This is a genomic window from Chryseobacterium soldanellicola (genome assembly GCF_900100115.1).
Taxonomy (GTDB): Bacteria; Bacteroidota; Bacteroidia; order Flavobacteriales; family Weeksellaceae; genus Chryseobacterium; species Chryseobacterium soldanellicola.
In genome coordinates this window covers 256,646-268,815 of sequence record NZ_FNKL01000003.1, presented here as the reverse complement: position 1 = coordinate 268,815, position 12,170 = coordinate 256,646, and the positions used below count along the sequence as shown (strand labels likewise).

The following is a 12,170-nucleotide window of genomic DNA, read 5'->3' as shown; positions in this document are numbered from 1 at the left end:
TGTAATAAATTTTACGAAATTTGAGCAAAACGTAAAAAGAAAAATATGTCAGATCAACCATTACAGACTTTAGGAGAGTTTCTTATTGATAAGCAGGACGATTTTCAATATTCTACAGGTGAATTTTCACGTCTTCTGAGTGCGATAAGACTGGCTTCAAAAGTAGTAAACAGGGAAGTAAATAAGGCCGGAATTGCAGATATCATCGGAAAAGCAGGGAATGAAAATATTCAGGGGGAAGAGCAGCAGAAGCTTGATGTAATCGCCAATGAAATTTTTATTACAGCATTATCGCAAAGAGAAGTCGTTTGTGGTATCGCTTCTGAGGAAAATGATGATTTTATTGACATTAAATGCGGCGAAAACGGGCATTTGAGCAAATATGTTGTATTAATTGATCCCCTGGACGGTTCTTCAAATATTGACGTCAATGTTTCTGTAGGTACAATTTTCTCCATTTACAGAAGAGTCACTGAACCGGGAACTCCTGTTCAGCTTGAAGATTTTTTACAGAAAGGAGTTAATCAGATTGCGGCGGGATATGTTATTTACGGTTCATCAACCATGATTGTTTATACGACAGGAAATGGAGTAAACGGTTTTACGCTTGACCCGTCTTTAGGTACTTACTATCTTTCCCACCCGAATATGACATTTCCGAGAACGGGTAAAATTTATTCTATCAACGAAGGAAATTATATAAAATTCCCTCAGGGAGTTAAAAATTATCTTAAATATTGCCAGATGGAAGAAGGTGACAGACCTTATACTTCAAGATATATTGGTTCGTTAGTTGCTGATTTTCATCGGAATATGCTAAAAGGTGGAATTTATATTTATCCTTCCTATTCACAATCTCCAAATGGTAAATTAAGATTATTATACGAATGTAATCCGATGGCATTTTTGGCTGAGCAGGCTGGTGGAAAAGCAACCGACGGTTTCAGAAGAATTTTGGAGATTGAACCTACAGAATTACATCAAAGAATTCCGTTTTTCTGCGGAAGTGTCGATATGGTGGAAAAAGCAGAAGAATTTATGCGAATCGATAGTGTAAAATAAATGAAAGCAGAATATTCTAAATATTTATTACAATTTAAACGCCCGAGTGGAACATCTCGCGGCGTTTTGCTTGATAAAGAAACTTTTATTCTTGAAATTTCTGAAGGCGAAAAAAAAGGAATAGGAGAATGTGCAGTTTTCAGAGGATTAAGCTTTGATGATAGACCCGATTATGAAGAAAAGCTACAATGGCTTTGTGAAAATATTCAACAGGATTATGAATTTTTAAAGAAAGAATTAAAAGAATTTCCATCAATTTGGCTGGGGTACGAACAGGCCGTTTTGAATTTAAAACACGGTGAAAATCTTTATTTTCCGAGCGAATTTACAAATGGTCAAACTCCAATTATCATCAATGGTTTAATCTGGATGGGCGATATTGGTTATATGGAAGAACAGATTCACGAAAAATTGGAGAAAGGTTTTCATTGTATTAAATTAAAAATCGGTGTCGACTGGAAATCTGAGCATGAAGTTCTTCAAAAGTTGAGAGAAAAATTCTCAAAAGATCAATTGGAGCTTCGGGTTGACGCCAACGGAGGTTTTAATAAAGAAGATGCAAAAATTGTGTTGCAGCAATTGGCAGATTTGTCAATTCATTCGATCGAGCAGCCCATTAAAGCAGGAAATTGGCATGATATGGCTGAATTATGTGTCCAAACTCCGACTCCAATTGCTTTAGATGAAGAATTAATCGGAATTATTGATTGTAATGAAAAGAAAAAGCTTTTAGAAACAATACAACCTCAATATATCATCTTAAAACCATCTTTGGTAGGAGGTTTTACAGGTTCAGATGAATGGATTTCTCTTGCTCAGGAGCAAAACATAGGCTGGTGGATCACTTCTGCTTTAGAAAGTAATATAGGATTGAATGCAATTGCTCAATATACATTTACAAAAAATAATAAAATGCCTCAAGGTTTAGGCACAGGAAATTTGTTTACCAATAACTTTGACAGCCGGTTGGATCTGCAGGGCGAGCGTTTGTTCTTTAAAAGATAATGTAGTTTTATATTCGGATAATCAATGTTTTGTAATTAATAATCAGTTAGTTAAATCACATCCTTTACGAAAATTACTTTCTTAATATACTCTATTAAATAAGAAAACTTTCTTTTAACTTTCTTCATGATATAAAATTTAGTGTTTCTTTACTTTAAAATTTTTACAATCTCTGTGCCATAATATATGGAGCCTTTTGATCTATTTCATGATTTTTTTCATATTGTTAAATAATTTATTTTATTATAAGGTAATTGCGAAAATATTTTCATTATTTTTTAGTCTATTAGCATTAAAATTTTTATTTATACCATATAAATTTGAAATTTAGCGCTTAACTCTGAGCCAAATCCTTTATGGTTTCAACATCAATTTAATTTGATTAGCAGATCGATTTTTGAGAAAGGATAGATTATTCCTAAATTAAGAAAAATATTGAATTATTAATAATTATAGTTTTAAATTATAATTTCCGTAAACCCTTAAAATTTCCTAAATTTGCAAATTGTCGTATTATTCGACATCTTAAAGCGAATTTTAATGGAAGAAGAAAAAAAATCACTCAATTTTATTGAGCAAATTATCGAAGATGATTTGGCAAACGGTCTGAAAAGAGAACAGATCCGTTTCCGTTTTCCGCCTGAACCAAACGGTTATCTGCATGTAGGTCACACAAAAGCGATCTGCATCAACTTCGGTTTGGGTGAAAAATACAATGCTCCCGTAAACCTTCGTTTCGACGATACGAATCCTGAAAAAGAAGAGCAGGAATTCGTAGATTCTATTATGAAAGACGTTGAATGGCTGGGCTTTAAATGGGATAAAGTCTTGTATGCATCCGATTACTTCCAGCAGCTTTATGATTGGGCTGTTCAGCTGATTAAAGAAGGAAAAGCTTATGTAGATGAGCAGCCGTCGGAGGTCATTACTGAGCAAAGAAAAAATCCTACAGAACCGGGAATTGAATCTCCATTTAGAAATCGTCCTGTTGAAGAGTCTTTAGACTTATTTGAAAGGATGAAAAATGGTGAGTTTGAAGAAGGTTCAATGTCTCTTCGCGCAAAAATCGATATGGTTTCACCTAATATGAATATGCGTGACCCTGTGATGTACAGAATTTTAAAAAGACCTCACCACAGAACAGGAACAACATGGAAAATTTATCCGATGTACGACTGGGCACACGGTGAATCTGATTATATTGAACAAATTTCGCACTCGCTTTGCTCTTTAGAGTTTGAAAACCACAGACCATTATATAACTGGTATTTAGACCAAGTATATGAAGAAGGAAGGGTTAAAAACAAGCAAAGAGAATTCGCCAGGATGAATGTTTCTTACATGATCACTTCCAAAAGAAAACTGCAAAGGCTGATCGCTGAAAATGTAGTCAACGGATGGGATGATCCAAGAATGCCTACGATTTCCGGAATGAGAAGAAAAGGCTATACACCTGCTTCTATCAGAAATTTTATAGATAAAGTTGGCGTTGCAAAAAGAGAAAATTTAATTGAAATTCAGTTGTTGGATTTCTGTGTCCGTGAAGACCTGAATAAGGTTGCAAAACGTGTCATGGCGGTTGTAGATCCTATTAAATTAGTCATTGAAAACTATCCTGAAGGTCAGGAAGAATGGCTTGAAACCGAGAATAATCCTGAACAGGAAAATGCAGGAACAAGACAAATTCCATTTTCAAGAGAATTGTATATTGAGCGTGAAGATTTCAAGGAAGAAGCTGGTAACAAGTTCTTTAGACTGAAATTAGGAGGCGAAGTCCGTTTAAAATCTGCTTACATCATTAAAGGTGAAAGAGTTGAAAAGGACGAAAACGGAGAAATTACCACCATTTATGCGACTTATGACGAAAAATCTAAGTCTGGAAGTGGAACTGAGGAAAGTTTAAGAAAAGTAAAAGGTACTATTCACTGGGTTTCTGCAAAACATGCAATTCCTGTGGAAGTAAGAAATTACGAGAAATTATTCACTGTGGAACAGCCTGATGCTGAGAAAGATGTAGATTTCTTAAACTTCATCAATCCGGAATCTATTTCTACGATTCAAGGATTTGGTGAGCCTGGTTTAAAGGATGTTGCTGTTGGAGAGCCGCTTCAATTCCAGAGAATTGGTTATTTCACCAAAGATCAGGATTCTACAGATACAAATTATGTATTTAACCGTACTGTGACTTTAAAAGACTCTTATAAGCCGGAGTAAAATTTATTTATATCATTATAAATGAAACAGGGCTTAATTTTTAAGCTCTGTTTTTTTATGTCATTGCGAGGAGCGAAGCGACGAAGCAATCTCTTGGTAGTAAGGTCTTGCTGAGTGAAACACTTTGCGAGCTTAACTCAAAGAGTCCCGAAGGGACGATTTAACGAAGAATAGGATGAAATCCTATCTAAAAAATATTAATTAAAACATAAGAAATTGTGAAAATAATAAAAATATATACCAATTCATTCAAAGGACTTTCCCAGGAAAGTTGGATGCTCGCGTTGGTAATGCTCATCAATCGGGCGGGTTCGATGGTGCTTCCGTTTTTGGGAGTTTATATGACGAATCATTTACATTTCAGCATAGAAAATACAGGAATTGTTTTAAGCTTTTTCGGGATCGGTTCTGTAATCGGATCCTGGCTGGGAGGTTTTATTACGGATAAAATTGGAGAATATAAAGTTCAGTATATGAGCTTGTTATTGAGTGTGCCTTTATTTTGCTTAATTCCGGTCTTTAAAACAGAAATTGGAGTTGCAAGTATAATTTTACTGCAAAGTATTGTGAGTGACACTTTTCGTCCTGCCAATTCGGTGGCGATCACAAAATATGCAAAACCGGAAAATATTACAAGGGCATTTTCATTAAATCGTATGGCGGTCAATTTGGGATTCTCCATTGGCCCTGCGTTGGGTGGAATTTTATCTGCAATTTCCTACAATTTTTTGTTTTACAGTAATGCTTTAGCGGCTTTACTCGCTGGGATATTGTACATTTCTTTCTTTTACAAACGAAATAAATTAGCAAAAATAAAAATCACAAAAGTAAAAGAAGCGATTGAAGTAAGAAAAGAAAATTCGCCTTACCGGGATGGTAAATTCTTGATTTACTGTTTCTTTTGTTTGCTATTTTCGATGTGTTTTTTTCAGCTATTCAGCACTTTGACGATATTTTATAAAGATGTTGCGAAGTTGAGTCAGGAAAATATAGGCTATATTTTAGGATACAGCGGTTTTCTTATCGTATTGCTCGAAATGGGCTTTGTACAGATTGCAGAAAAATATTTTAATCTGGCTTTTACCATGCTTTTAGGGACTTTCATTTGCGGATTTTCGTATGCGATGATGGCTTTTGATTACAGCATACTCGGGCTGATTATTTCAATGACATTACTTTGTATCGGAGAAATCTGGACACTTCCTTTCATGTCGACCATCACTGCAAAACGTTCCGGACAAAACAATAAAGGAGCTTACATGGGACTGAACGGGATTTCTTTTTCCGCGGCATTTATTATTACGCCATACTTAGGGACTTTATTGGCTGAAAAATTCGGGTTTAATGCCTTGTGGATCGGAACAGGAGTTCTGGCGACGATTATTGCCGTTGCTTTTTACTTTATCGTTCCGTGGATGATTGATGATAAGAAAGAAGAAGCATAATTATTTATTGGGGCGTGTCCTAGAGATTTGCCAGCTCCGGTCCATTCCACAAATCTCTAGGACCGGGCTGCTTTGGGGTCCGCTTCGCTTCCGTACTCGTTCGTTCCTCACTCGCACCGGCTCCTTCGTCGCCGCCCGCCGCATCCCTCACGCAAAAGAGGGCCACAAAAATATTCCCTTGTCGAGGGTTTGAACCTTGACAAGGGAATATTTTCATTAAAAAACAACCATTTACAAAACTTTAGCCTTAAATTAAATAAGAAAAGAATAATTTTTGCTATCAACTATTCAATGACAAAAATATATTTTCTACTTTCCTTATTTTCCGTTTCATTTTTCTTTTCACAAAAGAAAGATTCCGCGACATTGATTTCGGAAGTTAGGATTGATGCCTATAAAAAATCAACGCCTTTTATGGCTTCTACAAAGTCAGTTTCGGTGGTTTCTGAAAATTTATTGAATCAAAATACACCGGAAAGAATGTTAGAATCCATTAATCAAATTGCAGGAGCCCGAATGGAAGAACGTTCTCCCGGAAGTTACAGGATTTCCCTTCGTGGAAGCACGTTGAGATCACCTTTTGGTGTCAGGAATGTGAAGGTTTATCTGGATGATTTTATTTTGTCGGATGCTTCAGGAAATATCTATTTCAATCTTATTTCTCCCGAATTAATTCATAAAATTGAAGTTTATAAAGGTCCAGAAAGTGGCGATTACGGCGCAGTAACGGGTGGAACGCTTCTTCTTAAAACGAAAGATTCCGAGAATTTATCTGCTAATCTTGCCATCGGAAGCTATGGAATTTTTAATCAGAGTTTTGATATTTCGAAACAATTGGAAAAACATTTTGTTGAGATTTTTCAGAATTATTATCGAACCGATTCTTACAGAGAGCAGTCTGCTGTTGAAAGAAAGCAGATTTTTATTAAAGACGATTTTCAATATTCAAAAAAAGCTATTTTGAAAGCCATGCTGTTGTATTCTGATCTTGGTTATGAAACTCCGGGCGGGTTGACGTTTGAGCAGATGCAAGCCAATAGAAAACAAGCCAGGCCAGGAACAGCAACACTTCCCGGCGCAAAAGAGCAAAACGCAGGAATTCAAAATAAAATGATTCTTGCCGGACTTTCACATGAGTTTACGATCAGTCCGACTTTCTCACATTTTCTTTTAGTTCAAGGCTCGTATGTTGACTTTGAAAATCCTTTTATTACCAATTTTGAAAACCGTTTTGAAAAGAATTTTGTATTACGAACTCATTTTAATTATGAGAAAAGCTGGAGTAATGTTTCATTAGCTTACAGATTTGGTTTTGAGGGCGGAATCAATGATATTTTGATTAAAAACTATGATAACAACAAAGGGATTGAAGGGAATCCACAGAATTTTGACCAGATTAAAAATACTTCAGGATTTTATTTTCTTTCGCAAAAATTAAATTTTAACGAAAAATTATTTACAGATGTTTCTATCAGCTTAAATTCCAATTCTTATAAATTTGAAAGACTTTTCCCGACTTCTGAAAATGGAAATGTTAAGTTTAAAAATCAATGGCTTCCCAATTTTGGAGTGACTTATCTTTTTGCAAAAGGATTTTCAATCAGAGGAAAGATCGGAAAAGGAAATTCTGCTCCGACCAACGAAGAAATTCGTTCTTCTAATCAACAATTTAATGTAAATCTTGTTCCCGAATATGGTTGGAATAAAGAAATTGGAATCAGAAAACAATTTGGAAACTCTATTTTTGTAGAAGGAAGTTATTTTGATTTTCGAATGCAAGACGCGATTGTCAGAAGGCAAAATGAAGCAGGACAGGAGTATTTTGTAAACTCGGGTGAAACAGTTCAAAAAGGCGTTGAAGTTCTTTTGGAATCTAAGAATTTTAACTTTAAAAATAATGTTTTCAGTAATTTCAGATTCAGATTTTCCGGAAGTTTTTATCAGTTTAAATTTGAAAATTATAAACAAGACAACAATGATTTTTCCGGAAACGATTTAACCGGAGTTCCACGAACAACAATAAATAGTTTATTAAATTTTACTTTCTTTAAAAAGCTTTCCGTTGATTATTACCATTTTTATACCTCAAAAATGCCTTTGAATGATGCCAATTCCGTTTGGTCGGAATCAAGTTTTGTAGGAAATATTCAATTCAGATTTCCTATAGATTTTGAAAAAACGAGACTGAATTTATATCTGCAAATTCAGAATTTGTACAATACAGATTACGTTTTAGGCTTTGATATCAATGCTTTTGGAAACCGTTTTTACAATCCGGCTGCAAAACGGAATTTTATTTTTGGTGTAAAGATTGATTTTTAAATTTGCTGATTATTTGCCATCAATATATTTAAAAGCTTTATTCAAATATTCCTCGTTGGTTTTTCCTTCGTCGCTTGATTTTTCTACCTTGATATTTGGGAAAATACCCTCGCCGATTTTAGCATATTCCTTTCCGGTTCTGTCAACGATATTTCCGATCGTTAGAACAAGAAAAGATCCGTCCGACAGCTTATATTCTTGATTCCCTGAAGTTAAACCCTGCGTATTTACACCAATTAATTTTACATTTTTTTGACCGACAAAAGCTGCTGCAATAAATTCTGCGGAACTGCCGGTTACTTTATTTACCAATATGGCAACTGGTTTTTCTGTCTGTTTTGGATTTTTTTGCGTTAACTGAAATTGCTGAGTTACCTGTGAGCCTTCGTAAAATTTACCGTTTTCATAATTAAAATAGGTAATTTTTCCTTCTGCATCCTTAGTTCCGACGACATTTTTCTTATCTAAAAACGGAGCAATTGCGGCGTACATCGGATAAAGCATTCCACCAAAATTTTCTCTCAGATCAATAATCCAGCCTTTTAGTTTGTGTTTTTGTAGTTCATTGACCTTCGAATAAAAAGTATCTATATACAAATTCCAGTCATCATTGTTAAACGATCCGATGTTTGGTAAACTGATATAGGCATAATTGTTTTTTAAAAGCTCACTTTTTATTACCGGAAATTCTTGACCGGTTGCCTTGTAACCCATTGTGTACGCTCTTACTACATCTTCAGGATAAAAATTAGAATGGGCGTCTTGTAATGAATGTAATGCGTCTTTTATAACAGGATAAGTTTCCTTAATTGTTTTTGCTTTTGAAGATTCACGTAATGTTTTGTCATAAATTTCCTTCCAATTTACCTTTGCTTTATTTACAGATTTATCTTTCATGATATTCAATGCATTGGTAACGTAGACCTTAATACTGTCCACCTGAGCCGAAACACTCATTGTAGTCATTAAAGTTAAGATGATTGAAAGTTTTTTCATATTGGAAATTTAATTCCTCAAAAGTAGTGACTTATATTGTAAATTTTTTTAATGAAATAATTATTTAGAAAGAATATTTTTTATAATCATTTCCGCATGAATTCTAGAGTTCTCAATAAACCAAAGGTGGGTGTCTTTTCCACCACAGACAACCCCAGCCAAATAAAGATTCTCAACGTTAGTTTCCATCGTTTCAGGATTGTACAACGGATTTAAGCATTCTCCCTGCAGTTCAATTCCCGAGTTTTTCAAAAAATCAAAATCGGGAAGATAGCCAGTCATAGCCAAAACAAAATCATTGTCAATTTCCTGGATTTGTCCGTTTTCATCTTTGAAAATGACTGTTTTTTCTTTGATTTCGATAATTTCAGAATTAAAATGCACTGCAATACTTCCTTCTTCGATCCGGTTTTCGATGTCAGGTTTTACCCAATATTTCACACTTTTTGATATTTCAGAATGGCGTACGATCATCGTAACTTGAGCTCCTTTTCTATAAGTTTCCAATGCGGCATCTACCGCTGAATTACTCGAGCCAACGACCACAATTTTCTGTTTTGCATATGGATAGGGCTCTGTATAATAATGTTTTACTTTTTCCAGATTTTCTCCCGGAATATTCATCGTATTTGGAATATCATAGAATCCTGTTGATATGATTACGTTTTTAGCGAAATATTTTCCTTTTGAGGTTTCAACTTCAAATACATCATTTTCTTTTGAAACTTTTAAGACCTTTTCATAAAGATTAATGTTGATGCTTTTCTGTCTGGCGATTCCCTGATAATACTCCAAAGCTTCTTGTCTGCCTGGTTTTGGAGCAGTTGAGATGAACGGAATTTCATCGATTTCTAATTTTTCTGCCGTTGAAAAAAAACGCATATATAAAGGATAATTATATAAAGAATTGACGATGGTTCCTTTTTCTATAATCAAATATGTAAGGTTATTTTTTTTAGCTGCAAGGGCACAATTCAGTCCTATTGGCCCGGCTCCGACAATGAGAATATCCAGAATTTTCATAGAGCAAATGTACAAAAAAGCAGTAATTTAAAAGACTTCAGGCTTTAAGCAAACTATATTTATCAAAATTAAGCCCCATTTCAAACCTCAAACGCTCACATTCAAAAATGGCATCAGTTTTGTCGTTTAATTCAATTAATATTAAAAAATGAAAAAATTATTTCTTTCAGTATTCATTGTAAGTTTGGTGGGATGTACTAAAGAACCCAGCAAAAATAATGACAAAAAAACTGATTCTACAGCCCAAACCAATGTAAAAGAACCATATCCTGATCAGATAAAAATAAGCAAAGAAGAAAGCATAAAAAAAGCTAATGATGATATTTTAAACACCTTAAAAAATCATGATTATAAACAATTTGCACAATTTATTCATCCTGAAAAAGGAGTTCGGTTTTCAATGTATGCCTTTGTAGATCCAAAGGAAGATAAGCATTTTTCAAAAGCTGATTTTGATAAATACCAGCCGACAAAAACAATTTTCACCTGGGGAACGATGGATGGTTCCGGAGATTTGTATAAAGCGACAATTGACGATTATTTTACCAAATGGGTGTATTCAAAAGATTTTGTAACTGGACAGTTTTCATTCAATAAATTCCAGGGAAAGGGAAATTCATTGAATAATTTAAAGGAAATTTATCCTAAAGCAGATTTCACAGAAAATTTTATCAAAGGTTCACAAGCCAATGCCGAAATGGATTGGAAGTGTCTTCGATTGGTTTTTGAAGAGTTTCAGGGGAAATATTATCTGGTTGGTGTTATTAATGACCAGTGGACAATTTAGCCTAAAATCTCAGTCAATTTTTTTGTCAAATTTCTTCTTGAAAATTGTTCTATATTTTGAGTGTTTTCAAGAAGATCTCCATTTTTCCACAATTCAAATTTTTCTAAAATGAAATTTTTGATGCTTTCGGAATCATCATAACTGAAATGCTTTCCTGCATTGGTTTCATTTAAAATTGAAGAGACATCGGCTTCATTTGGGCCAAACGAAATAATTTGCTTTCCGGTGGCCAAATATTCAAATATTTTTCCGGGAATAATCCCTTTTGATGATTCATTAGGGAAGTTGGTTATTAATAAAAGCGAAGATTTTGCCATTTCACTGATTGCTTTGTCATGTGAAATATAACCTAAATTAAGAACATGATTTTTTAAACCGGAATTTTCAATTGAGTGTAAAATTTTATCATCAATTCTTCCCGCAAACTTTAATGTAAAATTTTCAGCAAAATCTGAATTTATATTCACTAAATTATCGAGCGTTTTCCAAAGATTTTCGGGATTTCGGAGTTGCTCTAAAACACCGATATAACTCAATGTAAATTTTTGTTTGAGAGTCTGAGAATTTGAGGGTTTGAGGATTTGAGAAGCGTCTGTTTCATCAAAACCGTTCGTGATACAAACTGCGTTCGCTCCTTTTTTGCGGAAATTTTCAGCGTCTGTATAACTTGTTGCCAATGTAATGTCTGCATTTTTGAAAACATCGCTTTCTAATTGGCGGTGCTTTTTGTCTGAATTTTTGGTTAGTTTTAAATGGTTATAGTAAGAAATTTCTGTCCATGGATCACGAAAATCAGCGATCCATTTTAGATTCGGAAGCTTCTTTTTTAATTTTAAACCAATCAAATGCAGAGAGTGTGGCGGACCGGAAGTCACCAAAACATCAATTTTATTTTCTTTTAAATATTGTTCTAAAAATTTTGTCGAAGGTTTTACCCAAAAAATCCGGGCATCAGGAATGAAAAAGTTTCCTCTTACCCAAATCGAAAGCTTGGATTTCCAGCTTTGGTTTTTGCCGACATCAAACTGTCCGGCTTTGAATTTTTTATTGCTTTTATTAAGCTTTTCAGCCAATTGATAAGGTTCCCAGATCTTTGTTTTAATAATTTCCAAGTTTTCAGGAACATCTTTCAGCAGGCTTTCATCCAACAAAGGATAACTCGGATTTTCAGGCGTAAAAATAATAGGTTTCCAGCCGAATTCAGGTAAATATTTTGCAAATTTTAACCATCTCTGAACACCGGGACCTCCCGCAGGAGGCCAGTAATAGGTGATGATCAATATTTTTTTTTGTTCCATTAACTTATGAATTCTTTT

At 34.4% G+C, this 12,170-nt stretch carries 9 protein-coding genes; 6 read left to right on the top strand and 3 right to left on the bottom strand.

What is annotated here, in order from left to right; genetic code table 11:
• The first annotated feature begins 45 nt into the window (after window positions 1–45).
• The 5 genes from fbp (at window position 46) to BLT04_RS10685 (ending at window position 8,048) form a co-directional block, all read left to right on the top strand.
• The gene (fbp, locus tag BLT04_RS10710) at window positions 46–1,062 is read left to right on the top strand and encodes a class 1 fructose-bisphosphatase (protein WP_089755808.1); all 1,017 of its coding nucleotides are present in this window, start codon (window positions 46–48) and stop codon (window positions 1,060–1,062) included.
• Window positions 1,063–2,067, top strand: a complete 1,005-nt coding sequence (locus tag BLT04_RS10705) for an o-succinylbenzoate synthase (protein WP_089755807.1) — start codon at window positions 1,063–1,065, stop codon at window positions 2,065–2,067.
• A gap of 540 nt (window positions 2,068–2,607) precedes the next feature.
• Window positions 2,608–4,281, top strand: coding sequence for a glutamine--tRNA ligase/YqeY domain fusion protein (locus BLT04_RS10700; RefSeq protein WP_089755806.1), 1,674 nt, complete (start codon window positions 2,608–2,610; stop codon window positions 4,279–4,281).
• Window positions 4,282–4,496: 215 nt separating this feature from the next.
• Window positions 4,497–5,726 carry an MFS transporter gene (locus BLT04_RS10695; protein ID WP_394331115.1) on the top strand — a complete coding sequence of 410 codons (1,230 nt, stop codon included), beginning with the start codon at window positions 4,497–4,499 and terminating at the stop codon, window positions 5,724–5,726.
• Window positions 5,727–6,017: 291 nt separating this feature from the next.
• Window positions 6,018–8,048 (top strand): TonB-dependent receptor, encoded by a 2,031-nt coding sequence (locus BLT04_RS10685; RefSeq protein WP_089755803.1) that lies wholly within the window; start codon window positions 6,018–6,020, stop codon window positions 8,046–8,048.
• Window positions 8,049–8,057: 9 nt separating this feature from the next.
• Here the strand turns inward: BLT04_RS10685 and BLT04_RS10680 are convergent, their stop codons facing one another.
• Together BLT04_RS10680 and BLT04_RS10675 are read right to left on the bottom strand one after the other, a co-directional pair.
• On the bottom strand, window positions 8,058–9,044 hold the full coding sequence (locus tag BLT04_RS10680; protein WP_089755802.1) for a S41 family peptidase: 987 nt from the start codon (window positions 9,042–9,044) through the stop codon (window positions 8,058–8,060).
• Window positions 9,045–9,104: 60 nt separating this feature from the next.
• Window positions 9,105–10,067, bottom strand: a complete 963-nt coding sequence (locus BLT04_RS10675; protein WP_089755801.1) for a YpdA family putative bacillithiol disulfide reductase — start codon at window positions 10,065–10,067, stop codon at window positions 9,105–9,107.
• A 148-nt stretch (window positions 10,068–10,215) separates the two neighbouring features.
• Between BLT04_RS10675 and BLT04_RS10670 the strand changes: the two genes are divergently transcribed.
• Window positions 10,216–10,854, top strand: coding sequence for a hypothetical protein (locus BLT04_RS10670; RefSeq protein ID WP_089755800.1), 639 nt, complete (start codon window positions 10,216–10,218; stop codon window positions 10,852–10,854).
• Here the strand turns inward: BLT04_RS10670 and BLT04_RS10665 are convergent.
• On the bottom strand, window positions 10,851–12,152 hold the full coding sequence (locus BLT04_RS10665; protein WP_089756411.1) for a glycosyltransferase family protein: 1,302 nt from the start codon (window positions 12,150–12,152) through the stop codon (window positions 10,851–10,853). The two genes, BLT04_RS10670 and BLT04_RS10665, sit on opposite strands and share 4 nt — an antisense overlap.
• Window positions 12,153–12,170 lie beyond the last annotated feature (18 nt).

Bases quoted from the DNA above. Each gene is read 5' to 3' on its own strand.
- fbp (WP_089755808.1), top strand. From the start codon at position 46: ATGTCAGATCAACCATTACAGACTTTAGGAGAGTTTCTTATTGATAAG.
- BLT04_RS10705 (WP_089755807.1), top strand. From the start codon at position 1,063: ATGAAAGCAGAATATTCTAAATATTTATTACAATTTAAACGCCCGAGT.
- BLT04_RS10700 (WP_089755806.1), top strand. From the start codon at position 2,608: ATGGAAGAAGAAAAAAAATCACTCAATTTTATTGAGCAAATTATCGAA.
- BLT04_RS10685 (WP_089755803.1), top strand. From the start codon at position 6,018: ATGACAAAAATATATTTTCTACTTTCCTTATTTTCCGTTTCATTTTTC.
- BLT04_RS10680 (WP_089755802.1), bottom strand. From the start codon at position 9,044: ATGAAAAAACTTTCAATCATCTTAACTTTAATGACTACAATGAGTGTT.
- BLT04_RS10675 (WP_089755801.1), bottom strand. From the start codon at position 10,067: ATGAAAATTCTGGATATTCTCATTGTCGGAGCCGGGCCAATAGGACTG.
- BLT04_RS10670 (WP_089755800.1), top strand. From the start codon at position 10,216: ATGAAAAAATTATTTCTTTCAGTATTCATTGTAAGTTTGGTGGGATGT.
- BLT04_RS10665 (WP_089756411.1), bottom strand. From the start codon at position 12,152: ATGGAACAAAAAAAAATATTGATCATCACCTATTACTGGCCTCCTGCG.